The sequence below is a fragment of the Amycolatopsis sp. NPDC043889 genome, from assembly GCF_056435645.1.
This window is the reverse complement of the sequence record NZ_JBWKEC010000024.1, coordinates 21,978-47,143: the sequence shown is the minus strand read 5'-3', so window position 1 is coordinate 47,143 and position 25,166 is coordinate 21,978. Positions and strand designations below refer to the sequence as shown.

The window sequence follows — 25,166 nt, the reverse complement described above, 5'->3', positions numbered from 1 at the left end:
CGTTGCCTTCCGGTTACCCGCTCTTCACGCGGCTACACCGATTTCACCAGAGCCCGGTCTACGAGATGCGCGATCTCCTCCAGCGCCAGCCTCGCTTCCGGGATCGAGGCCAGCATCCACGCGTGGATCATGCCCTCGTACTCGTGATAGCTCAGCGGTACACCTTGCTCGGTGCACAACGTGTGGAGGCGCCGGGCGTCGGAAAGAAGGACGTCCTTGGTTCCGATGTAGACGGTCAGCGCCCCGAGCCCGGAAAGGTCGCCGAACACCGGGCTGAGCCTGGGATCGGTACGCGGCAACTGGCCACTGTAGAGCCTGGCGGCCTCGGTGAGGCCGGTGAGCGCGAGATACGGGTCGCGCTCGTCCAGCGCGGGTTGCGCCGGATGGCTCATCGTCAGGTCCAGCCACGGCGACAACAGGACCGTCTCCTTGGGCACCGGCCTGTCTTCGTCCCGCAGCGCCTTGGTGAGGGCGAGCGCGACCCCCGCACCGGCGGAGTCCCCCATCACGATCTGCTCCTCCGGGTCGACTCCCGTGGAGAACTCGTCGTACGCGCGACGGACGAACGCGATGGTCTCGGGGCACTGGTGCTCCGGGGCCAGCGGGTAGATCGGCACGGTGACCGAGCAGCCGGTGCGGTCGATCAGCCGTCCGAAGAACCGCCAGTGATCGTGCTGGATCTGGTGCACATAGGCACCACCGTGGAAGTACAGCACCTTCCTGCCGTCCCCGCGGACGCGCGGCTTGATGGTGTAGCAGGGTCGTCCGTCCACTTCGGACCGGCTGACGTCGAACCGGCGCCTGATCGAGCGGATCGGCCCCCGATCCCCCTTCGCCTGGCTGCTTTCGATGCTCCGCCGGAAGCGGTCGAGGTCGGCGTAGGTGCGCTTCCGGCCAGTGAGGCGCAGCCACGCGAGCAGCGACTTCGCCGGAAGACTCAGCTTAGACTTGATCACGGGGAACCGTCCGATACCAGTTTCGGGAGAACGTCCTTCGCTCCCCTTCGTATGCGTCGAGCTGTGCGTCGATCACGAACTCGGTGGGAGTGCAGGACACCCGGGTGCGGGTTTCGGACCTCGCTTCCCAGTCACCGCGGGCGAAGGTCATCGACCAGGCCGTCTCCGCCACCGGGGAACAGAAGTCGTCGGCCACCCACGAGTAGCGTTCGAAGACGTTCCTGGTGACGTCGAGATCGATGTCGTCGAACCGCACCTTGCCCTCGTTCTTGACGATGTCGAGCGCGGACCGGTAGTCGATCAGGTCCCGGGAGACGGTCCAGCGCTGCTCACCGGGCTCGATCTGGGTCGCGGGCAACGGTTCGGCCCCTTCGGGTTCGCCGAACGGCCGTGCCGGGACCTCGTCCGCCTCCGCCATCGGCCGCACCGGCAGCGTGAGCGTGCTCTGTCCGGTGTGGACGGTCACCATCGCCGGTTCCGGCGGCGGCCACGCCAGCGGCCAGTACGACGACGAGATCGACAGCCGGATGCGGTGCCCGGCGGGGAACGCCTGTGCGACGGCGTTGAGCTCGACGCGCACCCGGTACCGCTTGCCCGGTTCGAGCGGCTCCGGCTCGTCGTGCCCGTCCCGGTGGGTCAGGTTCAGCAGCCCGTAGGTCACGCGCGTGGCCCTGCCGTCCGGGGCGACGTCGGACAGCCGGACGGCGACCTGTGCCACCGGTTTGTCCGCGGAGACCTCCAGGTCCACCACCGGTGAGCCGAGGATTTCACACGGCTCGGTGAGTTCGTCGGTGTCGAAGACGAGCGAGCCGCCGTCCTCCTCCCGCTGGTCGTACGGAAGGTCGGGTGGAGCGCTGTAGGAAGCCCACTTCCCGGCGAACTGGCCGACCGAAAGCGGCGACTCCACCGACAGGTTCTCCACCGGGACCTCCTCGCCAGGACGGGCGATCCGGTGCCGGGCGAGCCGGTGCTCGGACGGGCGCACATGCGGCGAAGGCCAGGTCGGCTCGCCCACCCAGCGGCCGGGACGGTCCTCGTACGAAGTCGACGGTGGCACGCTGTCCTGCATCCAGGTCTGGAGCATCGGCCCGTCCATGACACCGTTCTCGACGTCCTTCAGCCAGTGGTCCCACCAGCGGACCAGTTCCTGCAGATACCCGATGGCGGGGCCGGGCCGTCCGAGATGCGGATACTTGTGGGACCACGGCCCGATCAGCCCGCGCCGGGGCACGTCGAGATTCGACAGCAGCCGCGAGACCGCGTTCGAGTACCCGTCCGCCCAGCCGCTGGAGGCGAGGACCGGCACCTGGACGTCGCTGTAGTTCTCGCAGACCGACGCGTGCCGCCAGTAGTCGTCCCGGCGCTGGTGGCTCAGCCATTCACCGGCCCAGAGGCTGCAATTCTCCAGCCGTTCGTGCCACAGCTCGCGCCACCGCTCACCCGCCAACGCGGGGTCGGGCGGCAACGTGGCGTAGGCGAACATCGTGGAGGCTTCAGCGACGTTGTCCGAGAGCAGGCAACCGCCCATGTAGTGCATGTCGTCGGAGTAGCGGTCGTCGGTGAACGACGAGATCGCGATCGCGGTCAGGCTCGGCGGTTTGCGCGCCGCCACCTGCAACGCCGCGAACCCGCCCCACGAGATCCCCATCATGCCGGTCCGGCCGGAGCACCACGGCTGCGCGGCGATCCACTCCAGGACGTCCTCCGCGTCGAGTTGCTCCCGTTCGAGGTACTCGTCGGCGAGAACGCCCTCCGACTCCCCCGAGCCGCGGATGTCGACGCGGACACAGGCGTAGCCGTGCCCCGCGAGGTACGGATGGTGCACGGAGTCCCGCACCGAGGTCAGGTCGCGGTGGCGGTACGGGATGTACTCCAGGATCGCGGGGACCGGCTCACCGTCCGAAGCGACCGGCCGCCAGATCCGGGCCGACAGCCGGACGCCGTCGGAGACCGGGATCCAGACGTGGTCCTCCTCGGTGATCTCGTACGGCAGCGAAGCCACCGTCCGCATGGGCTATCCCTCCTCGAAGTCGAACCGCAGCGCCTCGACGCACCGGCGGTACTTGCTCTCCATCTCCCGTTCGGTCTGCGCCGCGACGAAGACATGCGCGAGCTCGTAGCTGTAGCTGTCCTGTTCGGGCAGGTCGGAGAGCCGGATGCCCTTTTCGGCCACCGGCTCGATCTTCACCCCGGGGATCTCCGCCTCCAGGTCCGCGATCTCGCCGCGGGTGGGCACCCGGGTGACCAGCCCGTCGCTGAAGCGGCGGTAGTACCACTTGCCCGCGATCCGGTAGTCGCCCCGGTTCCGCCGCGTCCGGGGATCCTGGCCGAGGCCCAGCTGGACCATGATCTGGTGGTTCGCCACGCCGTCGACGTATTCGAACAGCTCCGCGTGGGACTGCGAATGCCGCGGGTTGATCTCCAGCAGGCAGACCTGCCCGGATTCGGGGTGGCAGAAGAACTCGATGCTGAACGTGGCGTTGTCGAAGCCGATCTGCTCCATCACGCGGGCGGAGATCTCCTTCATCCGCTCGACGGCGTCCTCGGGCAGCTGCGACGGGTACTGATGCCGCTGGAACGAGGCGGTATCGGGGTAATTGATCGAATCGAGGACACCGTAGACCGTGACTTGTCCTTTGTAGACATAGCCTTCGGTCGCGGCCTGGACGCCGTTGAGCTCACCTTCCGCGAGGCACGCCGCTCCACCGGCGTCGGCCACCTCGGCGGGGAGGTCGACCGTGGCGAGCACACGCTCGAAGGGCTTGCCGACCCTGTCGACACCCGCCCGGATCTCGGCGACCGCCTTGTCGAACTCGTCTTCGTCGGCGACGTGGAAGGCCAGCTCCGACGAGAAGGACTTCACCGGCTTGAGCCACATGGGGTAGCCGACGCCCTCCGGCGGCCGGGGATCGTCCTCATCCAGGTCGACGATGCCGAACGCCGGTACCTCGTCGATCACCTTCGACTGTTCGAGGCGGCTCCAGTACTTGTGCTCGCACTTCAGCACGGCCTCGAGCGAAACACCGGGAAGACCGTACTTTTCGCACAGCATGGCGACCATCGTCGAGGACGGGAAATCCCAGTAGCTGACGATCGCGTCGACAGAGCAGTCGAAGGTGTCCAACTGCGCCACCGCCTTCTCCACGAGTTCCACGATCGGGATCTCGCCGTGCTGGAGTTCCCCGGGCGACAGCAAGGCATGGAAGCGATACCGGTCGGCACCGGGGATTCGTCTCAGCACCTCGTCATTGCCGTCGTCGAGACCGATGACGAAGATGTTCTTTTCCTCTGTGTTGTTTTCCTCTGTGTTGTTTTCCTCTGGGGGCCTGGAGGATGTGGTCATAGGGGGCCTGGAGGATGTGGTCATAGGGCAGTGCTACCCGCTCCGAAGTTCCGGAAAACCCTGGTTTGCCCCCGTGGTCACCTGGGAATCCGGCCGTCATGACGGAGTTGCCCGGAACGCGTTCACTGTGGCTCGACACCGCGCCCGCTCCCGACCGCACCGGAACGCCGTTGCCGCCGGAGATCGACGTCGCCGTGCTCGGCGGCGGTATCGCCGGACTCACGACAGCGTACCGGCTGGCCAGGGCCGGGCGCTCGGTCCTGGTGCTGGAAGCCGGCCGCCTCGCGGCGGGGGTTTCCGGCCACACCACGGCGAAGATCAGCGCCCAGCACGGGCTCAAGTACGCCACGCTGGCCAAGACCAAGGGCTCCGAAGCCGCCGCGACGTACGCGTACACGCAGGCGGCCGCGTTGGACTGGATCGCCGCGGCCACGGCCGAACTCGGCATCGACTGCGGGTTCACCCGCGCCGCCAGTTTCGTCTACACGACCCACCCCGGAACCGTCGAAAGCCTCGAACGTGAGGCGGAAGCGGCCGCCGAGGCCGGTCTCCCGGCCTCCTATGTCACCGAGGTCGATCTCGACGTACCCGCCCTCGGCGCGGTGAAGTTCGCGTCGCAGGCGCATTTCCACCCGCGCCAATGGTTGCTCGCCCTGGCAGGCGAGATCGAACGCGCGGGAGGGACAATCGTCGAGGGGGTGCGGGCGGAAGGCGTCGACGAACTCGGCGGCACCACCGTGCGCACCAGTTCCGGCGACGTGCGTGCGAGCGAAGTCGTGGTGACGACCCATTACCCCGTGTTCGACCGCGGCCTGTTCTTCGCCCGGCTCGACCCGGTCCGCGATCTGGTGGTCGCCGGGCCGGTCGAAGGCAACCGGCCGCCGGAAGGGATGTACCTCGACGCGGACACTCACCACTCCGTGCGGAGCTACCTCAAGGACGGTGTCCCGTACGCGGTCGTCGGCGGCGAGCACTACCGTGTCGGCGGCTCCGTCGACGTCGAAAGGCGCTACGAACGGCTGGCGAGCTGGGCGAGCGAGCACGCGGCCGTGCACCGGGTCACCCACCGGTGGTCCGCTCATGACCTGTCCACTTTGGACTCCGTGCCGTACGTCGGGCGTTATCACCCGGCGAGCCGCCATCTCTGGGTCGCCACCGGGTTCGGCCAGTGGGGCATGACCGGCGGCACCGCGGCCGGGCTGCTGCTCGCGGATCTCCTCACCGGACGCGAAAACCCGTCCGCGGGTCTGTACGACCCGAACCGCTTCGACCTCCGGTCCGCGATCTCGTCCGTGGAGAACAACGCCACCGTGGCGAAGTTCCTGGTCGGCGACCATCTCAGCGCGCTGCGCAAACCCGCCTCCGTGGACGAAATCCTGCCCGGTGAGGCGAAGGTGACCCGTGACGGCGGTGAACTCGTCGCCGCCTACCGCGATCCGGGCGGCGAACTGCACGCCGTCGGCGCCCACTGCACCCATCTGGGCTGCCTCGTCGCGTTCAACAACGCGGAGAAGACCTGGGACTGCCCTTGCCACGGTTCGCGGTTCGGCCTGGACGGGTCGGTGCTCCAGGGGCCGGCCGTGCGGGCGCTGCCGAAGAAGCGGGAGCGCTGATGACCGGTATCGGTATCGAAGAGGAGTTCCTGCTGGTCGATCCCCGGACCGGGGTGAGCTGTCCCCGGGCCGAGGCGGTGCTCGAACGGCACCGGATCTGCTGTCCGCTGCCGGACGGCGCCGCGGTCCACCGCGAACTGCGGCCGACCCAGATCGAGGCCGCCACGGGTGTCTGCGAAACCGCCGACGAGCTGTACGAGCACCTGACCGCCGGGCGCCGCACGCTCGCCGAAGCGGCCGCGGGCGAGGATTGCGCCATCATCGCCGCCGGCACTCCCCCGCGTCCCTCACCCGAACGCGACCACGGTGCCGACGACCGGTTCGGCAAGGTCGACGCGCTGTACGCGGGCGTGATCAAGGCGTACGAGGCCTGTGGATGTCACGTGCACGTCGGCGTGCCCGACCGGGAGACCGCGGTCGCCGTCGTCAACCACCTGGGTGAATGGCTGCCCACGTTGCTGGCGCTGTCGGGCAACTCGCCCTTCGAGGACGGCCGCGACACCGGTTACGAGAGCTGGCGGATGGTCGAGCAGAGCCGTTTCCCCGGCTCGGGCGTCGCACCGTACTTCGCCGACGCCGCCGCCTACGAGGAGCAGGTCGGACGGCTGGTGGACTGCGGTGTCCTCGTGGACGAGAACCAGACCTTCTGGCTCGCGAGGCCGTCCGCGCGGTGGCCGACGGTCGAGGTCCGCGCCGCCGACACCGCGTCCACCGTGGACGAGGCCGTCTTGCAGGGGCTGCTGACCCGCGCGCTGGTGCGCACCGCCCTCACCGATCTGGAGCATGGGGTGGAGGCCACTCCGCTGGATCCGCAGATCGCCGCCGCCGCGGTGTGGGCGGCCGCGCGCCACGGACTTTCGGGACCGGCCGTCGATCCGGTGGCGGGAAAGCCGGTTCCCGTCGGCGACCGGGTCGCCGCACTGCTGGCGCACACCAAACAGGCGCTGGAGGACAGCGGCGACGCGGACCTGGTCCGCACCCTGCTCGGGCAACTGGAGCGGGAGGGCACGGGCGCCGAACGGCAGCGCCGGGCCGCCGCCGACGGAGAGGTCGCGGTCTTGCGGATGCTCACCGAAGAGACGGTTCCGCACGGCTAGATCGGGTACTCCCGGGGCATGACGACGATCGACCGTGCGGTGGCCGCGAGGCTGCCCGAGATCCGCGGCCCGCTCTCGGCCGCCGTGGTGGACACCCTGGCGGGCGGACGCCGTGACGACTTCGACCTCGAGGCGGCGACCGACGCCGACCCGTTCGGCGAGGACCTGCAATTGGCCCTGTACGTCTGCTACGAGCTGCACTACCAGGGCTTCGACGGTGTCGACTCCGAATGGGAATGGGACTCCCGCCTGCTGGGCTTCCGATCCGTCCTGGAGCACGCGTTCCTCGACGGGATCCGCGCCGCCGTCCCCGGCGGGGACGACGTAAGCGGGCTGCTGGACGAATTGCTCGTCGAACCGGTCGACGGCGGCGGCGTTTCGCACTTCCTGCGTGACGAGGGCGAATGGTGGCACGTCGAGGAGTACTTCGCGCATCGGTCGATCTATCACCTCAAAGAGGCGGACCCCCACGCCTGGGTGATTCCCCGGCTGCGCGGCAGGGCCAAGGCGGCGCTGGTCGCGGTGGAGTTCGACGAGTTCGGCGGCGGGCGGGCCGAGCAGGCGCATTCCCGCCTGTTCGCGGATCTGCTGACCGCGGCGGGCCTGTCCTCCGGGTACCTCGCCTACCTCGACCACGTCCCGGCCCAGATGCTCGCGACGGTGAACATGATGTCGCTGTTCGGCCTGCACCGAAGCCTGCGCGGTGCGCTCGTCGGGCACTTCGCCACCGCCGAGATCACCACCGCGCCCGCCGCCAGGCGGCTGGACCAGGCCTTGGAACGCCTCGGCGGGCCGGCCGAATGCCGGTACTTCTACACCGAGCACATCGAGGCCGACGCGGTGCACGAACAGGTGCTGCGGCACGACGTCGTCGGCGACCTGCTCGACCGCGAACCGGAACTGGCGGCGGACATCGCGCTCGGCATCCAGGCCACCGATCTTCTGGAGGGCCGGCTGACCAGGCACCTGCTCGACGCGTGGTCAGCCGGGGAGAGCTCACTCCTGAGGCCGCTGCACCCCTTGCCGTGAACGGCGGCGGTGGCTGGTGTCGCAGAACGGGTAGCGCTTGCTGCGGCGGCAAGCGCAGAGGGCGACCACGAAGCGATCCGAGGTCACCGTCTCGCCGTCTTCGGTGACGATCTCGACCGGCCCCTCCACCAGGAGGGGCCCGCCGGGCTCGATCCGGACCCTGGTCTCACGGCCGGTCGGCACGGATCACCACCAGTTCCTCGTGCCGCTGCTCGGCGCCGATCAGGCCCGCCGCTTCGAGGAAGGCCGCCCGTGCCCGCATGACGGGCCCGAAGGGGATCGACCGGGTGGCGACCACCGAAGGCGTCATTCCCGCCGCCCGCAGCTGCTCCAGCGACTTGTCGGGTCCGGCGACCGCGGAATGGACCATCATCAGGTAACCGCCCGGCGCCACCAGGGACGACGCCCCGGCGCACACCTGGTCGAGCACGATCCGGCCGTCCGGCCCGGCGTCCCACGCCCGCGCGGCCCCGGCCGCGGGCACCGGGGACGGGACATACGGCGGGTTCGCCAGCACGACGTCGAACGGCCCACCGCGCGCCGCTTCGGCCAGGCCGCCCCGAAGCGGCCGGACCGGGAGCCGGCGCAGCCGCGCATTGACCCAGACCGCGGCCAGCGCCCGCCGGGAGATGTCCACCGCGGTCACGGACCCCACGCCGTGCGCCGCGGCCGCCAGCGCGAGAGCGCCGGTCCCGGTACAGAGGTCGAGAACTCTTGCCCCGGCGGGCATTCCTGACGTGCTCAACGCGCTCGCCAGCATCCAGGTGTCGTGTTGCGGGCGGTACACCCCCGGGGGCCGCAGCAGCCGTGGCCGCGCCGGGGCAAGTGGAATCGCTGCTGCGTTGGAGATCGCGGTCATGTCCCCTCCGGGTTCGCCGATGTTGCTCCCGGCTACCCCGGCCGCACGGTGCCAAACGTCCACAATGGCCTGCGACCGGAGGGTTGGACGCGCTCGGAACGGGGTAGCCGCAGGAAAATGACCGAAGGAGGCCCCGATGGAGAGAAAGGCCAACACCGGCGAGAAACGGGACGAGGAAGAACGCGAGGAGGTCCGAGGGGAGCAGGGCACGTCATCCGGTGATCCCCACGACGACACCGACCCGCAATCCGGCTGAGCCGGGGCGCGGAACTCCCCCGGCTCGCCCGGCCCGGGGGAGTTTCACGGCGTCTCCACGGGGTACCCGACGGGTCTTCTGGCGAAACGGAGGCGTTTCCGATGAATCCGCGTACGACAGGCTTTCTTCTGCGACCGGCGGTGCTGATCATCGCACTGGTCCATCTCGTCTTGGGGGTGCTCGGCTTCTTCTTCCTTCCCGAAGCGAACCAGGCGGGCGAGAACACACTGTGGATCTTCAGCGCGACCGGGATGCTCGACGTCATCCGCACCGTGCTCGGCGTGCTCGGCCTGGTCGCGGTGCTCAAGCCGTCCGCGATCCCGGCCTACTGCTGGCTGGCTTTCGTGGCCTTCGCGGGTTTGACCGCGTTCGGGGTGCTCTCGGCGGGGACCGACACGTCCGGTGACGCCGTCAACTTCAGCTGGGCCGACAACGCCCTCCACGCGCTGACCTCGCTCGCGGCACTCGCGGTGGGCATCGCCGCCACGCGTGTTTCCCAGCGGAAGCAAAGTGAGGCAAGGGAAAACGTTTAGTCCGTCCACAACCGGCAACCTGGCGGGTATGACGAAAAAGGCCCCGCTCCGGATCCTCCTGTGGCACGTCCACGGGTCCTGGACCGAATCCTTCGTGCAGGGCGGCCATCGTTACTACCTGCCGCTGCTCGCCGAGGGCGGGCCTTGGGGACGCGGCCTCAGCGGCCGTGACTGGCCCTCCGCCGAGGAGATCCCGGTCGACGAGCTGAAAGACCTCGACGTCGATGTCGTCGTTCTTCAGCGGCCCGAGGAGATCCAGCTGGCGGCGCGGTGGCTGCGCCGCCGCCCCGGCAAGGAAGTACCCGCCGTCTACGTCGAGCACAACACGCCTCGGGAACACGCGGCCACCACCCGGCACCCACTGGCCGAGCGGGACGACATCCCGCTGGTCCACGTGACCCACTTCAACGAATTGATGTGGGACTCCGGTCTCGCACCCACGGTGGTCGTCCCGCACGGGATCCCCGACCCGGGTGAGCGCTACACCGGGGAACTCGCCCACGGCGCGGCCCTGATCAACGAACCGGCGAGGCGTGGGCGGATCACCGGAACCGATCTGCTGCCCGGTTTCGCGGAGATCGCGCCGGTCGACGTGTACGGGATCGGCAGCGAAGATCTCGAAGGCCGCCACCCCGCGCTCCGTCCAGGCGGCGACCTGCGCAGCCGGGAACTGCACGCCGAGGTCGCCCGGCGCCGCGTCCACCTGCACACCGCCCGGTGGACGTCGCTGGGGCTCTCGTTGCTCGAAGCGATGCACCTCGGCATGCCGGTCGTCGCACTGGCGACCACCGAAGCCGTTCTCGCGGTCCCGCCCGACGCAGGCGCCGTCTCGACGGATGTCGAAGTGCTGGCGAGGGCCTACCGCGAATTGATCCATGAACCAGATTTCGCCGTACTGGCAGGGAAATCCGCGCGCGAGTTCGCGTTGAGCCACTACGGGCTCGACGCGTTCCTCGAACGCTGGGACGCCCTGCTGACCGAGGTGACCGCTTGACCACGCCGACCGCGGTGGGAAGGAGCCCCCGATGAGGATCGCGATGGTTTCCGAACACGCCAGCCCGCTCGTCGCGCTCGGCGGAGCCGACGCCGGGGGCCAGAACGTCCACGTCGCCGAACTCTCCGCCGCGCTGAGCAGGCGGGGCCACGACGTCACCGTCTACACGCGCCGCGAGAACCGGCGCGTCGCCGCGACGGTCGAGACGCCGGACGGCTACCGCGTCGTCCACGTCCCGGCGGGCCCGGCGAGGAAGCTGCCGAAGGACGAACTGCTGCCGTATATGGGAGAGTTCGGCCGGGTGCTGCGCTCCCGCTGGGCCAAGGACCGGCCGGACGTCGTCCACGCGCATTTCTGGATGTCCGGCCTGGCTTCGATTCTCGCGGCGAAGGATCTCGGTATCCCGGTGACCCAGACCTTTCACGCGCTGGGCGTGGTGAAACGGCGCTATCAGGGCAAAAAGGACACGAGTCCGCCCGACCGGAGCCGGCTCGAACGGATGATCGCCAAACAGGCCGACAGGGTGATCGCGACCTGTTCGGACGAAGTCTTCGAACTCGTGCGGATGGGCCTGCCGCGCTCACGCGCCTCGGTCGTCCCCTGTGGAGTGGACTTGACCGAGTTCACCCCGGACGGCGAGTGCGCTCCCCGCACGGCTCGGCAGCGGATCGTCAGCGTCGGCAGGCTGGTGCCGCGCAAGGGTTTCGACCTCGCCATCGCCGCGCTGCCCTCGCTCCCGGACACGGAACTGGTCATCGCGGGCGGCCCGGACTCGGGCCCGCTCGCCGAGGCTCCGGAAGTGCGGCGGCTCCAGGCGATCGCCGATCGGGCCGGCGTCGCCGACCGCGTGCACATGCCGGGGCTGGTGTCCCGCGAGAACATGCCCGCGCTCCTGCGTTCCGCCGACGCGGTCGTCTGCACACCTTGGTACGAACCGTTCGGCATCGTGCCGCTGGAGGCGATGGCTTGCGGTGTCCCGGTCGTGGCGACCGCCGTCGGCGGGCTGACCGACACCGTCGTCGACGGCGTCACGGGCCTGCTGGTCCCGCCTCGCAGCCCGAAGGACTTGGCGGGAGCGTTGCGACGGCTCCTCGGTGACTCTTCGGCGCGCGAGTCGTTCGGGATCGCCGGGACCGACCGGGTGCGGGCACGGTACTCGTGGGACCGGGTGGCCGCGGACACCTTGCGCGCTTATGGGCGCGTTGTGAGCGAGGAGACGGAAGTGGCGGCGGCTGCCGCTTCGCCTTCCTGACCCGCCGTGCGGTGACCGAGTTGTTTCGTCCGTGATCGGTGCCGCGTGCGTTCCCTCGGAGCCTGGATCCCGCACCTGATGTCCCGGAAGATGCTTTCGCGACGCCGACCGGAAGGTGTGTGGAAATAGAGACACTGAAACGTCTCTATTTCCACACACCCGTCACACTGGGTCACTCAGCTGGATCTTTGCGGTGCGCTGAGTCGTCCTCGTCCGTCTTCTCACCCCACATACCGTCGCGCGACCGAGTTCCGCTGCGACTCCTCCAGCAGCACCAGCCCGCGCTCCACTCCGGCCGGAACCACCGCCCGCTCCCGCAGCACCCACGGGATCCCCCGCACCGCTTCCGCCACCGCCGCGAACGTGGCCCGGTCGAAGGGCGCAGAACGCAGCACCGCGGCCATCCGGCGCACGATGCTGCCGAGCGGACGCCGCAACCACAGCGTCCACAGCGTGTTCCGGATGCCGAGCTGCCGTCGCCGCCGCGGATCGCGGACGGCCGAGGGGGCGTGGTGGATCACCATCTCCTCGTCCCAGCACATCCACCAGCCCTTGGCCGCGAGGTCGAGGGCGAACAGCTCTTCCTCTCCCCCGAGCCACATGCGGTCGGAGAAGCCGCCGACGTCGTGGAAGGCGCGGACGCGGACGGCCGAGAGGCCCGCCATGACGCCCAGCAGCGCCGGCCCGGGCAGCCAGTCCGGGCCGGGGACCGGGGAGTGTCGCAGTTCCGGGGTGATCGGGTCCTCGGTCAGCGCAGGCTCCACCAGGCACCGCCCGGTCACCACACCGAGTCCGGGGTAGGCATCGAGCTGCTCGACGGCGCGCCGCAGAGACCCCGGCTGCCACCGGGTGTCGTCGTCGCAGAACGCGACATACGGCGTCTCCACCTCACGGACGGCGAGATTGCGCGCGACGGCGCCGAGGTTCCGCGGCGAGCGGATCACCCGGATCGACGGGAACCGTTCTTCGACGGCGTCCGCCGTGCCGTCGCCGGAAGCGTTGTCCACCACCACGATCGGCGCCGCGTCGGGCAGCGCGGTCATCGAGTCGAGGGTCTCCAGCAGTTGCGCGCGCCGGTTGTGCGTGATCACCACGACCGTGATCCGGTCCGTCACTTCATCCTCCATGGGCGTGTTCCAGAGCGCGGATGCGGCGCTCCACCGAAGCGGGCAGCCGTTGCCGGTCGGCGAGCGCGCGGGGCAGCCGCCGGAGCACCCCGGCGAGCGCGCCGAGCACGTGTGGCTCCCGGAGAACCCTGGCCAGCGCACGAAATCCTTCGGCAAGACAGCGGCGCACGGGCCGTCTCATCACCGTGATCAGCATCCGGTTGCGGAGTTCGGCACGCTCACGCCACGACGGCGACGGCCGCATCGGCGACGGGTGGTGATGCGCCCGCACGTCCTCCGCGTAGCAGAGCCACCAGCCGCGCGCCGCCAGGTCGTAGGACAGCAGCCGCTCCTCGGCACCGAAATGCAGCAGCGGATGGAAACCCGCGGCCTGCAGATAGGCGGTCCGCCGGACGACCGCGGAGCAGGCGAGGAACCCGAGCACGGCCGGTCCGGGAAGCCCATCAGGTCTGCCGAGGGGGCTGGCGGCCATCAGCGAGACGACCGGGTCCTCCCGTTCTTCCTCCCCTACCAGGGTTTTCGCGGCGAGGAGGCCGACGTCGTCGTGAGCGTCGAGGATGCGCTCGGCCTCGGCGAGCGCATCCTCGGCCCACCAGGAATCGTCGTCACTGAAGGCGACATAAGGCGTCCGCGCCACGGCGACCCCGAGATTCCGCGCGGACACGCCGATGTTGCGCGGCAACCGGACGACGCGCACGCCCGGGAACGCGGCGGCCATGGCCGCGGTGCCATCGGAGGAGCCGTTGTCCACCACCACGATCGGCGGAGGCGGCCGCAACGCCGTGAGCCGCCGCAACGTCCGTTCCAGTTCCGGCGCCCGATCGCGGGTGGCGATCACCACCGTCGTCGCGGCCGCGCTCATCGCACCGGCCGGGTCTTGAGCGCCTTCACCATGTCCCGCACGAGCCCGTCGTCACCGGGCAGCGCGCGCAACGCGGCCACCGCCCGGCCCTGCACCGAGGAGCACCAGCGCCACCAGGAGTCGAGCACGTCCCGGTTGCCCGCCTCCTCGGCCGGGACGAGGGCGGGCCAGCCGAGCGCGTCGGCCTGTGCGGTGACCTTGCCACCGCCCTCGACCGGGTCGATGGCCAGAGCGGGCACTCCCGCCTGAAGACTCAGCACCAGCCCGTGCAGCCGCGTCGTGACCACGACGTCCAGATGCGACAGGATCGACGTGAACTGGTCCGGTGTCTCACAGCGTTCCCAATCCGACGCCGCCAGCCGCGTGTCGAGCGGCACTCGGGCGCAGTCGACCCCGGCGATCCAGTCCTTCACCGAGGCGTGCACCGCCGTATGGCGGCCGGAGTCGCCGTACTCCCGTTGTTCCGGCGCCAGGATCACCCCCGTCACCAGCACCGTGTCGGTCGGCACGCCGAGGGAGAGATCCGGCGCGCCGACCCCGTCGTGGTCCCGCGCGAAGACCTGATCGAAACCCGTGACCGTGTCGTCCTCCGGATCGATCACCGAGACCCCGACGGCGATCCGATGGCAATGGGCGAACCTGCGGTGCACTTCGCGCACCTGCCTGCCGTGCGCGGGCCCGCAGACGAACACCACGTGACTGTACCGTGCCGGATCCACCTCTTCGTAGTTCACGTCGTTCGGCCGGTACACCGGGCTCCACGCCAGGTCGTGCGGAAGCCCCATGGTCGACAGCGCTTCGTCGACCCTGCGCATACTGAGTACGTCCCCTGCCGTCGCCTCGCCGTGCCGGAAGCTCGCCCAGCCGATCACCAATGCACGCATATCCGATGCTTACCCGGCATCTCCCGATTCACACGGTTTTTCCCGCCCTCACCGCGGGTAGCCAGTCGCCATGAACAGAGTGCTGGTGACCGGAGGCGCGGGTTTCGTCGGCTCGCATCTGTGCGAACGCTTGCTGGACGCGGGCACGGAGGTCGTCGCGGTGGACAATTTCGCCACGGCCGTCATGGCCAACGTGGCGCATCTCCTCGACCGTCCGGGTTTCCGGCTCCTCTCCCGTGACGTCACCGGGCCGATGAGCGCGCCGGGCCCGTTCGACGTAGTCTTCCACCTCGCTTCCGCCGCCTCGCCCCGTGACTACTTCCGCCTTCCACTCGAGACGCTGCGCGCGGGCTCGCACGGCACCGAGCGGGCGCTGGACATCGCCGAACGCGACGGCGCCCGGTTCGTCCTCGCCTCGACGAGCGAGGTCTACGGCGATCCGCAGGAGCACCCGCAGCGCGAGGAATACTGGGGGCACGTGAACCCGATCGGACCGCGCAGCGTCTACGACGAGGCCAAGCGGTACGCCGAAGCGCTCACTTCGGCCATGCGCCGGGAACGGGACGCGAACACCGGTATAGCCCGGATCTTCAACACCTACGGCCCGCGTATGCGCCCCGACGACGGCCGCATGATCCCGACGTTCATCGGCCAGGCGCTGGCGGGCGAACCGCTCACCGTGACCGGCAGCGGCGACCAGACCCGTTCCCTCTGCTACGTCGACGACACGGTCCGCGGTCTGATCGCGCTGGCGGACTCCGACGTGCCCGGCCCGGTGAATCTGGGCAATCCGCACGAACTCACCGTGCTGCGGATCGCGGAGGAGATCTTGGCCGTCACCGGCAGCGCGTCGCCGATCGAGCACATCGACGCGGCCGTCGACGATCCGGCCCGCCGATGCCCGGATATCTCCCGCGCCCGCCGGGAACTCGGCTGGGAGCCGGAAATCCCGATGACGGAAGGGCTTCCGCGCACCGTCGCCTGGTTCGCGCGGCCGCGGTCCGGCCCATACCCGGCCGCCGGAGCCTGAACCCGTAACTCACGTGATCCAAGCCGGAACACGCGTGCTTGAAGCCGGACCGCCTCCAAGCACGCGAGTTCCGGCTTCACGCACGCGAGTTACGCCTCCGAGCACGCGAGTTCCGTGCCTGGACACGCGAATGACGGGCCGGACGCCGGGCACCCCAGATCCGCCGAGAGACGCTTCACTCCGTAGCGACGTCCTGGGCTTTTGCGCCGCGTCGTTTATCACCGACTGCACCGGGTAGCGCTACAGGAGTAAGCGCGGGTCACGGCCCGCATCCCCCGACCGGAGAGGTGGCCCGGTGCGCATACTCGGTATCAACGCCGTTTTCCACGACCCGGCCGCGGCCCTCGTGGTCGACGGCGAGATCGTGGCCGCGGCGGAGGAAGAACGGTTCAGCCGTCGCAAGCACGGCAAGCGGCCGGTGCCGTTCTCCGCTTGGGAACAGCCCGCCGAAGCCGCCGCGTGGTGCCTGGCGGAGGCGGGAATCTCCGCGCAGGATCTCGACGCCGTCGGCTATTCGTACAATCCGGCGCTCGTCGAGCCGGGTCTGGCGGGGCACGATGGGAAGAGCGAAGGTCTCCGCACCGACTTCGCCCGCCGGGCTCCCGCGTTCCTCAAGGCGGCCTTGCCGGGGCTGGATCCCGCGACCGTCCGGTTCGTCCGGCACCACGTCGCGCACGCCGCCTCGGCCGCGCTCGCCGCGCCGTTCGAGGACTGCGCGGTGCTGGTGGCCGACGGCCGCGGCGAGAGCACGTCCTACCTCGCGGGTGAGTACCGCGACGGCAAGTTCGAGGAGCTCGCCGAGCAGCGGCTCCCCCATTCGCTCGGGCTGATGTACGAGGACCTGACCGAGCACCTCGGATTCGCCCGGTCCAGTGACGAGTACAAGGTGATGGCGCTGGCCTCCTACGGGAAGCCCCGGTTCCTCGACCGGATCGCGGAAAGCGTGCACACCAACGGGATGGGGTTCCGTACCGACGAGATCGACTGGACCTCGTTCGCGCCCGCCGTCGAGCCGGGGCAGGAGCCCGGGCAGGTCCACGCCGACCTGACCGCGAGCGTGCAGCGCTGCCTGGAGGACGTGCTGCTCGAACTCGCGGCCAAGATCCATGAACACACCGGGCACACGGACCTCGCGATGGCGGGCGGGATCGCACTCAACTGCGTGGCCAACACCCGGCTGCACGCCGAAGGACCGTTCGAGCGCATCTGGGTCCAGCCCGCCGCCGGTGACGCCGGCACCGCGCTCGGGGCGGCGCTGCAACTCGCGGCCGACTTCGGCGAACGCGGCGGCCCGATGGCCGGCGTGGACCTGGGCCGAGGCTGGACGGACGACCAGCTGGAGAACGCTCTCAAGACCGCGAACGTGCGCTACGAACGGCCGGACGACGTCGCCGACGCGGTCGCCGAAGCCCTGGCCGAAGACCGGATCGTGGCCTGGTTCCATGGCCGGTCCGAATTCGGCCCGCGCGCGCTCGGCCACCGGTCGCTGCTCGCGCATCCCGGGTACGAGGCCAATCTGGAACGGCTGAACGACGTGAAGGGCCGCGAACAGTTCCGCCCGGTCGCCCCGATGGTGCTCGCGGAACGCGCGGGCGACATCTTCTCCCGCGGCCCGCTTCCCAGTCCGTACATGCTTTTCGTGCACGACGTCGCGCAGGAGTGGCGGGATCGCCTCCCCGCCGTCACCCACGTCGACGGCACCGCCCGCGTGCAGACCGTCGACGCCGACGGCGAACCGCTCGTGGCGAGAATGCTCGGCGCGTTCGAACGGCGTACCGGCGTGCCCGCCGTGGTCAACACCAGCCTCAACACCGCGGGCAGGCCGATGGTCGATTCCCCGCGGGACGCGCTGGAGTGCTTCGGTTCGGCCCCCATCGACCTGCTCGCCCTCGGACCTTTCGTGGTCCGCCGTCCCTGACCTCGGAGGTGTGTCGTGATCGAAGAACACTTCGCAGCATTGAGCGAGGCCGCCGGGAAGTCCGCTTCCTGGTCGCCGAAGATCCGTGACTGGGGTGACCATCTGGCCACCGTGCTGTCGTCCGGCGGACGGCTGCTCGCGTGCGGCAACGGCGGGAGCGCCGCCGAGGCGCAGCACCTCACCGGTGAGCTGGTGGGCCGGTTCCGCAACGACCGGCAGCCGTTTTCGGCGATCGCCCTGCACGCGGACACCTCCGCCGTGACGGCCATCGTCAACGACTACGGCGAGCAGGAGGTGTTCGCCCGGCAGGTGCGCGCGCACGGCCGTCCCGGCGACGTCCTCGTCTGCCTTTCCACCAGCGGGGGGAGCCAGAACGTCGTCGCGGCCGCGAAGGCCGCCCACGAACTCGGCGTGACCACCTGGGCGATCACCGGCCCCTCCCCCAACCCGCTGGCCGCGCTGTGCGCCGACGCGATCCCGGTGGAGGCGCCGTCGATGGCCACCGTGCAGGAGGTCCACCTCGCGCTGGTGCACGCCCTGTGCACCGCGTTCGACCACGCGCTCGGGGTGCCCACGTGAGGCCGCTGGTCGTGCTGGGCGACGCCCTGCTGGACGTCGACGTCGACGGCACGTCGGACCGGCTCTGCCCGGACGCGCCCGTCCCCGTGGTCGACCTCGCCCGCGAATGGCGGCGGCCGGGCGGCGCCGGGCTGGCCGCGTTGCTCGCGGCGCGGTCCACCGCCGAGGTCGTCCTCGTCGCCCCGCTGGGGGACGACCAAGGAGGCCGGACCCTGTCCGGACTCCTGGAGCGCGAGGTCCGGGTGGTGCCGATGCCGTTGTGCGGCACCACCGTCACCAAAACCCGCGTCCGCGCCGCGGGGCAGTCGCTGGTCCGCCTCGACAGCGGTGACGGGAGGGCGGAGTACTCGCCGCTCACCGCCGGCGTCCGTGAAGCGCTGCGCTCGGCGGGCGCGATCCTAGTCGCCGACTACGGCCGCGGCGTCACCGGCCATCCGGAGGTCCGCAGGCTACTCGCCGAACTGGCGGGCACGATCCCGATCGTCTGGGATCCGCATCCGCGCGGAGCGGAGCCCGTGGCGGGAATCCGGCTCGTCACCCCGAATCTCGCCGAAGCCGAGCAGCTCACCGAAGCCCGCGCCGGCGCCGAGGAACTGGCGAAGCAGGTGCACTCGCTCTGGAAGGCCGCCGCGGTCTGCGTCACCACGGGCTCCCGCGGCGCGGTGCTGACCGAGGGCGGCCCGTGCACGACGTTCCGGCCGCCGTCGGGCGTCGTCGCCAAGGACACTTGCGGCGCGGGTGACCGCTTCGCGTCCGCGGTCACCGCCGCGCTCCTCGACGGGGCGTCCACCGCCGACGCGGTGGCCACCGGGGTCGAGACGGCCGCACGCTTCGTCGCCACCGGCGGCGCCGCCACCTTGTCCACTGTGGACAGCGAACCGCGGCCGGAGACCACGCACCACGGTGCTTCGGCGTTCGACGTGGCCGCGCGGGTCCGCGCGCGAGGCGGCAGGCTCGTCGCCACCGGTGGCTGTTTCGACCTGCTGCACCCCGGCCACGCCAGCCTGCTCCGGCAGGCACGTGCGTTGGGTGACGCCCTCGTCGTATGCCTCAATTCCGACGCCTCCGTGCGCGGCCTGAAAGGACCGGGACGGCCGATCGTGACCGCGCGGGACCGCGCCAGGTTGCTCACCGAACTCGCCTCGGTCGACGCCGTCGTGGTGTTCGACGAGCCCGATCCCGCCGCGGTGCTGGACCGCCTCCGCCCGGACGTCTGGGTCAAGGGTGGCGACTACGCGGACACGGAGCTCCCCGAAAGCGCCGTCGTGCGCAGGCACGGCGGCGAGATCGTCCTGATCCCGACCATCCGCGGCTATTCCACCTCCCGGCTGCTGGCCGCGGCGGAAGGAGCATGATGCGCCCTCTCGGCAACGTCCTGATCACCGGCGGCGCCTCCGGACTCGGTGCCGCGACCGTCGAAGCCGTCCGTGAAGCGGGTGGTACACCCCTCGTCGTCGACCGCGTCGAACCTGCGGCCGACGTCGCCTTCGTCCAGGCCGACCTGGCCGATTCCGCCGCGGCCGCGAGCGCCGTGAACGCACTCGCCGAACGGGCGGGCGGGATCGACGGCGTCTTCACCGCGGCGGGGACCGACGCGTGCGGCGCGCTCGACGAAGTGTCCACAGAGGAATGGGAACGCGTGGTCCGGGTCAACCTGCTCGGTACGGCCGCGGTCGTCCGCGCGGCGCTGCCCCATCTGCGGCTGAGCCACGGCACGGTGGTGACCTGCGCGTCGACGCTGGGGCTGCGGGTGGCCGGGGACGCGAGCGCCTACTGCGCCTCGAAATTCGGCGTCGTCGGCTTCACCAGGGCACTCGCCATGGAGCTGGCGGGCCGGGTCGGGGTGACGCTGCTCGTCCCCGGCGGCATGCACACCGCGTTCTTCGACGATCGGGCCGAGCAGTACAAGCCGCCGCCGGACGCGAAACTCAACCAGCCCGAGCACGTCGCGGCGTCGGTGGTGTTCGCCCTCTCCCAGCCGCCCGGCTGCGAGATCCGCGAACTCGTGGTGTGCGCTTCGGAAGAAGGGTCCTGGCCGTGACCGGTGGCATCCTCGTGCTGCGCGCGCTCGGTCTGGGTGATCTGCTCACCGCGGTTCCCGCGCTGCGGGCACTGCGCCGCGCCTTCGACGGCGAGCGGCTGGTGCTCGCCGCGCCCGAGAACCTGCGCGACATCGTCGAACTGATCGACGCGGTGGACGAGCTGCTCCCGACGGCCGGGCTCGGCGAGCTGTCCTGGCCCGGCGAGCCGCCGCGGCTGGCGGTCAACCTGCACGGCCGCGGCCCGGAGAGCATCCACGACCTGCTCGCCCAGGACCCGCTCGAACTGATCACGTACCGGCATCCGGACTTCCCCGGCGTCGACGGCCCGGACTGGCCTGCCGAAGCGCACGAAGTCGACCGCTGGTGCCGTCTGCTCGAGGCCGCCCGCATCCCGGCCGACCGCACCGATCTCGCGCTGCCACCGCCGCCCGGCCCCAGCCCGGCGGCGGGCGCGGTGGTGATCCATCCTGGTGCCGCGTTCGCCGCCCGGCGCTGGCCGCCGGACCGGTACGCGCGAGTGGCGCGGGCACTCTCCGGACGGCACCGGGTGGTCGTCACGGGAAGCGCGCCGGAAGCGCCCCTCGTCCGCGACGTCACCGAGGCGGCCGGGCTTCCCGGCGAGGCGATGCTCACCGGTGGCGATCTCGCCGAACTGGCCGCGACCGTGGCCGAAGCTCGGCTGGTGATCTGCGGTGACACCGGCGTCGGGCACCTCGCCACCGCCTATGGGACGCCGTCGGTCCTGCTGTTCGGGCCGACCCCGCCGCGGCTCTGGGGCCCGCCTGCCGACGCCCGGCAGCACACGGTCCTCTGGGTGGGCGACGTCGGCGATCCACACGGCGAAGCCCCGGATCCCGGCTTGCTGCTGTTGCGCGAAGAACGCGTCCTCGCGGCGGCCGAAGAACTGCTGGCGACGGGGGCTTCCCGTGGGTGAGCGGGTGGGCGTGATCGGCGCCGGCTACGTCGGGCTCACGAGCGCCGCGTGCTTCACGCATCTGGGACATCAGGTGGCCTGCGTCGACAACAATCCGTCCAAAGTGGACACGTTGCGGCGCGGCGAGGTCACGATCGTCGAGCCGGGGCTCACGGAACTCGTCCGGGACGGGCTGGGCAGCGGCCGGCTCCGGTTCACCACCGCGCCGGACGAGCTGTCCGATGTGGACTTCGTCTTCCTCTGCCTGCCCACTCCGGAAGGAAAGGACGGCGCCGCCGACGTCCGGGTGCTGGAAGAGGTCGTGGCCACGCTCCCCGGCCTGCTGCGGTCCGGCTGTGTCGTCGTCACCAAGTCCACCGTCCCGGTCGGCACCGGGACCCGGCTGGCGGAACTGCTCGGACGGCCGGATCTGCCCGTGGTGAGCAATCCCGAGTTCCTCCGTGAGGGGCACGCCGTCGAGGACTTCCTGACGCCCGACCGGATCGTCCTCGGCTCGGTGCCGGAGAACCGGGCGCCCGCCGAACGGGTGGCCGCGTTGTACGGCGAGACGAACGCGCCGGTGTGGTTCACCGATCCGGCCAGTGCCGAGCTGGCGAAATACGCCAGCAACGCGTTCCTGGCGCTGAAAGTGTCCTATGTGAACGTCCTCGCCGAACTGTGCGAGCACTACGGCGCCGACATCCGCGACGTCGGGCGGCTCATGGGGCTCGATTCCCGGATCGGCCCCGCCTTCCTCGTGCCCGGTCCCGGCTGGGGCGGCTCGTGCCTGCCCAAGGACACCGCCGCGCTGCTGCGGACCGCCGAACACGCGGGCGTCGACTTCGGCCTCCTGCGCGACGCCATGAAGGCCAACGCCCGCCAGCGGGCGGCCGTGGTGCGGAAGATCCGCCTCGCGATCACCGGTGTTTCGGACGGTTCGCTCTCGGGCATCCGTATCGGGCTGCTCGGTTTGGCGTTCAAAGCGGGGACCGGGGATCTGCGCGATTCCCCCGCGCTCGCGGTCGCGCGGGAGCTCGCCAGGAGCGGCGCGGTGCTGACCGCGTACGACCCCGGCGTCGAGTCCGTCGAACCGGACATCGTCCAGGTCGTCGACGACCCGTACCTGGTCGCGAAGGACGCGGCGGCGCTGGTGGTGCTCACCGAGTGGCCCGAGTTCCGCGAGCTCGACTGGGACCGGCTCGCCGCCGCCACCGAACGCGCCGTCGTCGTCGACGCCAGGAATCTCCTGGACCCGGCGACCGTCGGCGAAGCGGGCTTCACCCATACGGGGATCGGTACCGATCCGAACAGGAGGACAGGATGACCCAGCCGTTGAAGGCCCTCGCACTGGTGTGCTCGCTCAAACCGTCCCCCGCGCCGTCGAGCAGCGCGCTGATCGCCCAGCAGCTGCTCGACGAACTGGCCGGACGCGGCGCCACCGGTGAACTCGTGCGTGTGGTCGACCACGACGTCAAAGCCGGCGTGGAAGGCGACATGGGCGACGGCGACGCCTGGCCCGGGATCCGCCGGAAGATCGCCGCGGCCGACATCCTGCTGATCTCGACGCCGACCTGGGTCGGCCACATGTCCAGTGTGGCCCAGCGCGTGCTGGAACGGCTCGACGCCGAACTGTCCGAAACGGACGACGAAGGCAGGCCCGCGATGTTCGGCAAGGTCGGTGTCACCGCCGTCGTCGGCAACGAGGACGGCGCGCACAAGATCACCGCCGACCTGTTCCAGGCCCTCAACGACGTCGGTTTCACCGTACCCGCCCAGGGCGGAACGTATTGGAACGGCGAGGCGATGAAGGGCGGGGACTACAACGACCTCGTCGAGACGCCCGAAGCGGTCGCCTCGACCAACGCGACCCTCGCGCGCAACGCCGTCCACTTGGCGAATCTGTTGCGGGAGACGCAGTACCCCGCTTCCTGACACCAGGTGTGAACGACGCCACGGCCGGGTACCCCGGTTCCGTGATCGTCAAAACGCTGGCGTTCGGTGTTTGCCTGCTGCTCGCCGGCTGCACCGGAGCGAGCGGGCAAGAGCCGGTGAAAGAGGCAGCCGCGCGGTTCATCGGCGCGCTCGCGTCGGGTGATCACCGCTCGGCGTGCGCGCTGCTGGCGCCCCGGGCACAGGAGTCCTGGGCGCCGGAGAGCTGCGAACGTGGCCTCGCGAGGGCGGACGTCCCGGGCGGAACGCCCGAAACGGTCTCGATCTGGAGCGAGGAAGCCCAGGTGAAGACCGGCCGCGACACGCTTTTCCTGCACGAATCGTCCACCGGATGGGTGATCACGGGCGCGGGCTGCCGCCATCGGAACGAACAGGTCTACGACTGCTCGGTGGGCGGACCGTGAAAGCGCGCCCGGTGTTCACCGTCTACCTCGTCTTCGTCGTGGCCGTCCTCGGCTACTGCGTCCTACTGGGCCTGCTCCACCGGTGAAGGAGGCGGACGATGCGGCGCTTTCTCCGGGACAACGCCCTCTCGCTGGCGTTCGGGCTGCTGTTCCTGCTGAGCCTCGCGGGACAGGCGTTCGCGGGCCTCGCCGACTACAACGACCGGCGGCTCAGCCACGCCGCCGAACCGATCGGCCTGCTCGACTACCTGGCGTCCGCGGACTTCGCCGTCGACGTCGCCGAAAACTGGCAATCGGAGTACCTGCAGTTCTTCCTGTACGTGTTCGCGACCGTGTGGCTGCTGCAACGCGGCTCCCCCGAATCGAAACCGGCCCGCCGGGTCGGCCTGGAAACCGACAAGGAGCAGCAGGTCGGGCGGCATTCGACGGCCGACTCACCGAAATGGGCCAGAGCGGGAGGCTGGCGCACGGGGATCTTCTCGATGTCACTCGGGCTGGTGATGCTGGGACTGTTCCTGCTGTCCTGGCTGGCCCAGTCCGTGGCCGGGATGAGCGCCTACAACGCCGAGCAGCTCACCGAATTCGGTGATCCGGAGTCGTGGTTCGGCTATCTGGCGTCGTCGGACTTCTGGAACCGCACACTCCAGAACTGGCAATCGGAATTCCTCGCCATCGGCTCGATGGCGGTGTTCAGCGTGTACCTGCGCCAGCGCGGCTCCCCGGAATCCAAACCCGTGGGCGCGCCGCACCACGTCACCGACGAATCCGGGTGATTGAACCGCGGGAAACGGGTATCCGTGCGGCGTCGGACTGACGACCACGGACAGGAGTGTCCATGACCACCACCACGAAACACGACCTCGTCTCGGTGATCACCGAAGACCACCGCGCCTTCGAACGGATCTTCAAGGAGCTCGAATCCGGCAAGGGCGGTGATCGGCACCGCAAGGACCTCGCGGACCACGTGATCGCCGAACTCGTGCGGCATTCGATCGCCGAAGAGCAACATACGTACCCCGCCGCGCGGAAGAAGCTCCCCAACGGCGACGAGGTCGCCGACCACGAGATCGAGGAGCACGCCGAAGCAGAACGCGTGATGAACGACCTCATCGGCCTGGAGCCGACCGACAAGCGGTTCGACCAACTGGTCGGGAAGCTGATCGAGGACGTCCGGCACCACATCGAGGAGGAGGAAAGCGACCTGCTGCCGAAACTGCAGGCCGCCTGCTCGCCGGGAGAATTGCAGGAACTGGGCGAGAAAGTGTTGCGGGCCAAGGAGATCGCCCCGACACGGCCGCATCCCGCCGCCCCGGACCGGCCGCCGGCGAACCGGATCCTGGCGCCGGGGACGGCGTTCATCGACAAGATCCGGGACGCGCTGACGGACCGCGCCACCTGAGCTTGACGCCAGCAGATGTCCGTGAAGGCCTCCTTCCCTACTCTCAAGGTAGGGAAGGAGGCCTTCACGGCGTTTGCCGGTGGTGTGTCGGTTCCGGTGGGGAGGGATGTTGCGAAAGTGGCCTTC

General features: G+C 70.1%; 25 protein-coding genes. 17 read left to right on the top strand and 8 right to left on the bottom strand.

The window, feature by feature from the left end; genetic code table 11:
* Positions 1–32: 32 nt before the first annotated feature.
* The 3 genes from AC0685_RS32160 to AC0685_RS32150 are packed head-to-tail and all read right to left on the bottom strand — an operon-like array spanning position 33 to position 4,299.
* On the bottom strand, positions 33–956 hold the full coding sequence (locus tag AC0685_RS32160; RefSeq protein ID WP_478228930.1) for an alpha/beta hydrolase: 924 nt from the start codon (positions 954–956) through the stop codon (positions 33–35).
* Positions 943–2,967, bottom strand: a complete 2,025-nt coding sequence (locus tag AC0685_RS32155) for a CocE/NonD family hydrolase (RefSeq protein WP_478228929.1) — start codon at positions 2,965–2,967, stop codon at positions 943–945. The genes AC0685_RS32160 and AC0685_RS32155 overlap by 14 nt, the downstream gene beginning before the upstream one ends.
* A gap of 3 nt (positions 2,968–2,970) precedes the next feature.
* Positions 2,971–4,299, bottom strand: coding sequence for an ATP-grasp domain-containing protein (locus tag AC0685_RS32150; RefSeq protein WP_478228928.1), 1,329 nt, complete (start codon positions 4,297–4,299; stop codon positions 2,971–2,973).
* Positions 4,300–4,397: 98 nt separating this feature from the next.
* Between AC0685_RS32150 and AC0685_RS32145 the strand changes: the two genes are divergently transcribed.
* The 3 genes from AC0685_RS32145 to AC0685_RS32135 are packed head-to-tail and all read left to right on the top strand — an operon-like array spanning position 4,398 to position 8,038.
* A complete protein-coding gene (locus tag AC0685_RS32145) occupies positions 4,398–5,912 on the top strand; it encodes an FAD-dependent oxidoreductase (RefSeq protein ID WP_478228927.1) in 1,515 nt (504 codons plus the stop codon).
* Positions 5,912–7,009: a carboxylate-amine ligase gene (locus AC0685_RS32140; RefSeq protein WP_478228926.1), complete on the top strand. Its 1,098-nt coding sequence runs from the start codon at positions 5,912–5,914 to the stop codon at positions 7,007–7,009. The genes AC0685_RS32145 and AC0685_RS32140 overlap by 1 nt, the downstream gene beginning before the upstream one ends.
* 18 nt (positions 7,010–7,027) lie before the next feature.
* The gene (locus AC0685_RS32135; RefSeq protein WP_478228925.1) at positions 7,028–8,038 is read left to right on the top strand and encodes an iron-containing redox enzyme family protein; all 1,011 of its coding nucleotides are present in this window, start codon (positions 7,028–7,030) and stop codon (positions 8,036–8,038) included.
* On the opposite strand, the gene AC0685_RS32130 is transcribed toward AC0685_RS32135, so the two are convergent.
* Together AC0685_RS32130 and AC0685_RS32125 are read right to left on the bottom strand one after the other, a co-directional pair.
* Entirely contained in the window at positions 8,006–8,221 is a 216-nt protein-coding gene (locus AC0685_RS32130) for a CDGSH iron-sulfur domain-containing protein (protein WP_034322975.1), read from the bottom strand. The two genes, AC0685_RS32135 and AC0685_RS32130, sit on opposite strands and share 33 nt — an antisense overlap.
* Positions 8,205–8,897, bottom strand: coding sequence for a methyltransferase (locus AC0685_RS32125; RefSeq protein ID WP_478228924.1), 693 nt, complete (start codon positions 8,895–8,897; stop codon positions 8,205–8,207). Before AC0685_RS32125 ends, AC0685_RS32130 begins: the two co-directional genes overlap by 17 nt.
* A gap of 357 nt (positions 8,898–9,254) precedes the next feature.
* Between AC0685_RS32125 and AC0685_RS32120 the strand changes: the two genes are divergently transcribed.
* The 3 genes from AC0685_RS32120 to AC0685_RS32110 are packed head-to-tail and all read left to right on the top strand — an operon-like array spanning position 9,255 to position 11,932.
* The gene (locus AC0685_RS32120; protein ID WP_478228923.1) at positions 9,255–9,686 is read left to right on the top strand and encodes a DUF4383 domain-containing protein; all 432 of its coding nucleotides are present in this window, start codon (positions 9,255–9,257) and stop codon (positions 9,684–9,686) included.
* A gap of 28 nt (positions 9,687–9,714) precedes the next feature.
* Positions 9,715–10,680, top strand: coding sequence for a glycosyltransferase (locus AC0685_RS32115; protein WP_478228922.1), 966 nt, complete (start codon positions 9,715–9,717; stop codon positions 10,678–10,680).
* 31 nt (positions 10,681–10,711) lie between these two features.
* Positions 10,712–11,932, top strand: coding sequence for a glycosyltransferase (locus AC0685_RS32110; RefSeq protein WP_478228921.1), 1,221 nt, complete (start codon positions 10,712–10,714; stop codon positions 11,930–11,932).
* A gap of 221 nt (positions 11,933–12,153) precedes the next feature.
* Here the strand turns inward: AC0685_RS32110 and AC0685_RS32105 are convergent, their stop codons facing one another.
* From AC0685_RS32105 to AC0685_RS32095, 3 genes are read right to left on the bottom strand one after another with little or no spacing between them, the layout of a single operon-like run.
* On the bottom strand, positions 12,154–13,059 hold the full coding sequence (locus AC0685_RS32105) for a glycosyltransferase family 2 protein (protein WP_478228920.1): 906 nt from the start codon (positions 13,057–13,059) through the stop codon (positions 12,154–12,156).
* Positions 13,049–13,921, bottom strand: coding sequence for a glycosyltransferase family 2 protein (locus tag AC0685_RS32100; RefSeq protein WP_478228919.1), 873 nt, complete (start codon positions 13,919–13,921; stop codon positions 13,049–13,051). Before AC0685_RS32100 ends, AC0685_RS32105 begins: the two co-directional genes overlap by 11 nt.
* On the bottom strand, positions 13,918–14,805 hold the full coding sequence (locus AC0685_RS32095) for a polysaccharide pyruvyl transferase family protein (protein WP_478228918.1): 888 nt from the start codon (positions 14,803–14,805) through the stop codon (positions 13,918–13,920). Before AC0685_RS32095 ends, AC0685_RS32100 begins: the two co-directional genes overlap by 4 nt.
* Before the next feature lie 70 nt (positions 14,806–14,875).
* Between AC0685_RS32095 and AC0685_RS32090 the strand changes: the two genes are divergently transcribed.
* From AC0685_RS32090 to AC0685_RS32040, 11 genes are all read left to right on the top strand, one after another.
* Complete coding sequence (locus AC0685_RS32090; RefSeq protein WP_478228917.1) at positions 14,876–15,835, top strand: NAD-dependent epimerase/dehydratase family protein; 960 nt, start codon at positions 14,876–14,878, stop codon at positions 15,833–15,835.
* Between the two features lie 295 nt (positions 15,836–16,130).
* Positions 16,131–17,753 carry a carbamoyltransferase family protein gene (locus AC0685_RS32085; RefSeq protein WP_478228916.1) on the top strand — a complete coding sequence of 541 codons (1,623 nt, stop codon included), beginning with the start codon at positions 16,131–16,133 and terminating at the stop codon, positions 17,751–17,753.
* Positions 17,754–17,768: 15 nt separating this feature from the next.
* A complete protein-coding gene (locus tag AC0685_RS32080) occupies positions 17,769–18,332 on the top strand; it encodes a D-sedoheptulose-7-phosphate isomerase (protein WP_478228915.1) in 564 nt (187 codons plus the stop codon).
* Entirely contained in the window at positions 18,329–19,687 is a 1,359-nt protein-coding gene (locus AC0685_RS32075) for a PfkB family carbohydrate kinase (RefSeq protein WP_478228914.1), read from the top strand. Before AC0685_RS32080 ends, AC0685_RS32075 begins: the two co-directional genes overlap by 4 nt.
* Entirely contained in the window at positions 19,687–20,373 is a 687-nt protein-coding gene (locus AC0685_RS32070) for an SDR family oxidoreductase (RefSeq protein ID WP_478229006.1), read from the top strand. The genes AC0685_RS32075 and AC0685_RS32070 overlap by 1 nt, the downstream gene beginning before the upstream one ends.
* The gene (locus tag AC0685_RS32065) at positions 20,364–21,308 is read left to right on the top strand and encodes a glycosyltransferase family 9 protein (RefSeq protein ID WP_478229005.1); all 945 of its coding nucleotides are present in this window, start codon (positions 20,364–20,366) and stop codon (positions 21,306–21,308) included. The genes AC0685_RS32070 and AC0685_RS32065 overlap by 10 nt, the downstream gene beginning before the upstream one ends.
* Positions 21,309–21,312: 4 nt before the next feature.
* Positions 21,313–22,611 (top strand): UDP-glucose dehydrogenase family protein, encoded by a 1,299-nt coding sequence (locus AC0685_RS32060; RefSeq protein WP_478229004.1) that lies wholly within the window; start codon positions 21,313–21,315, stop codon positions 22,609–22,611.
* Positions 22,608–23,219 carry a flavodoxin family protein gene (locus AC0685_RS32055; RefSeq protein ID WP_478228913.1) on the top strand — a complete coding sequence of 204 codons (612 nt, stop codon included), beginning with the start codon at positions 22,608–22,610 and terminating at the stop codon, positions 23,217–23,219. The genes AC0685_RS32060 and AC0685_RS32055 overlap by 4 nt, the downstream gene beginning before the upstream one ends.
* Positions 23,220–23,260: 41 nt before the next feature.
* Complete coding sequence (locus AC0685_RS32050; RefSeq protein WP_478228912.1) at positions 23,261–23,641, top strand: hypothetical protein; 381 nt, start codon at positions 23,261–23,263, stop codon at positions 23,639–23,641.
* Positions 23,642–23,739: 98 nt separating this feature from the next.
* Positions 23,740–24,414, top strand: coding sequence for a DUF6766 family protein (locus AC0685_RS32045; protein WP_478228911.1), 675 nt, complete (start codon positions 23,740–23,742; stop codon positions 24,412–24,414).
* A 62-nt stretch (positions 24,415–24,476) separates the two neighbouring features.
* Positions 24,477–25,040 (top strand): hemerythrin domain-containing protein, encoded by a 564-nt coding sequence (locus AC0685_RS32040; RefSeq protein WP_478228910.1) that lies wholly within the window; start codon positions 24,477–24,479, stop codon positions 25,038–25,040.
* The last annotated feature ends 126 nt before the right edge of the window (positions 25,041–25,166 follow it).

What these genes read in the sequence shown, in the direction of transcription:
- AC0685_RS32155 (WP_478228929.1), bottom strand. Translation starts at nt 2,967, where the DNA reads ATGCGGACGGTGGCTTCGCTGCCGTACGAGATCACCGAGGAGGACCAC.
- AC0685_RS32055 (WP_478228913.1), top strand. Translation starts at nt 22,608, where the DNA reads ATGACCCAGCCGTTGAAGGCCCTCGCACTGGTGTGCTCGCTCAAACCG.
- AC0685_RS32070 (WP_478229006.1), top strand. Translation starts at nt 19,687, where the DNA reads ATGCGCCCTCTCGGCAACGTCCTGATCACCGGCGGCGCCTCCGGACTC.
- AC0685_RS32045 (WP_478228911.1), top strand. Translation starts at nt 23,740, where the DNA reads ATGCGGCGCTTTCTCCGGGACAACGCCCTCTCGCTGGCGTTCGGGCTG.
- AC0685_RS32140 (WP_478228926.1), top strand. Translation starts at nt 5,912, where the DNA reads ATGACCGGTATCGGTATCGAAGAGGAGTTCCTGCTGGTCGATCCCCGG.
- AC0685_RS32150 (WP_478228928.1), bottom strand. Translation starts at nt 4,299, where the DNA reads ATGACCACATCCTCCAGGCCCCCAGAGGAAAACAACACAGAGGAAAAC.
- AC0685_RS32095 (WP_478228918.1), bottom strand. Translation starts at nt 14,805, where the DNA reads ATGCGTGCATTGGTGATCGGCTGGGCGAGCTTCCGGCACGGCGAGGCG.
- AC0685_RS32120 (WP_478228923.1), top strand. Translation starts at nt 9,255, where the DNA reads ATGAATCCGCGTACGACAGGCTTTCTTCTGCGACCGGCGGTGCTGATC.
- AC0685_RS32135 (WP_478228925.1), top strand. Translation starts at nt 7,028, where the DNA reads ATGACGACGATCGACCGTGCGGTGGCCGCGAGGCTGCCCGAGATCCGC.
- AC0685_RS32040 (WP_478228910.1), top strand. Translation starts at nt 24,477, where the DNA reads ATGACCACCACCACGAAACACGACCTCGTCTCGGTGATCACCGAAGAC.
- AC0685_RS32145 (WP_478228927.1), top strand. Translation starts at nt 4,398, where the DNA reads ATGACGGAGTTGCCCGGAACGCGTTCACTGTGGCTCGACACCGCGCCC.
- AC0685_RS32100 (WP_478228919.1), bottom strand. Translation starts at nt 13,921, where the DNA reads ATGAGCGCGGCCGCGACGACGGTGGTGATCGCCACCCGCGATCGGGCG.
- AC0685_RS32110 (WP_478228921.1), top strand. Translation starts at nt 10,712, where the DNA reads ATGAGGATCGCGATGGTTTCCGAACACGCCAGCCCGCTCGTCGCGCTC.
- AC0685_RS32125 (WP_478228924.1), bottom strand. Translation starts at nt 8,897, where the DNA reads ATGACCGCGATCTCCAACGCAGCAGCGATTCCACTTGCCCCGGCGCGG.
- AC0685_RS32090 (WP_478228917.1), top strand. Translation starts at nt 14,876, where the DNA reads ATGAACAGAGTGCTGGTGACCGGAGGCGCGGGTTTCGTCGGCTCGCAT.
- AC0685_RS32115 (WP_478228922.1), top strand. Translation starts at nt 9,715, where the DNA reads ATGACGAAAAAGGCCCCGCTCCGGATCCTCCTGTGGCACGTCCACGGG.
- AC0685_RS32105 (WP_478228920.1), bottom strand. Translation starts at nt 13,059, where the DNA reads ATGGAGGATGAAGTGACGGACCGGATCACGGTCGTGGTGATCACGCAC.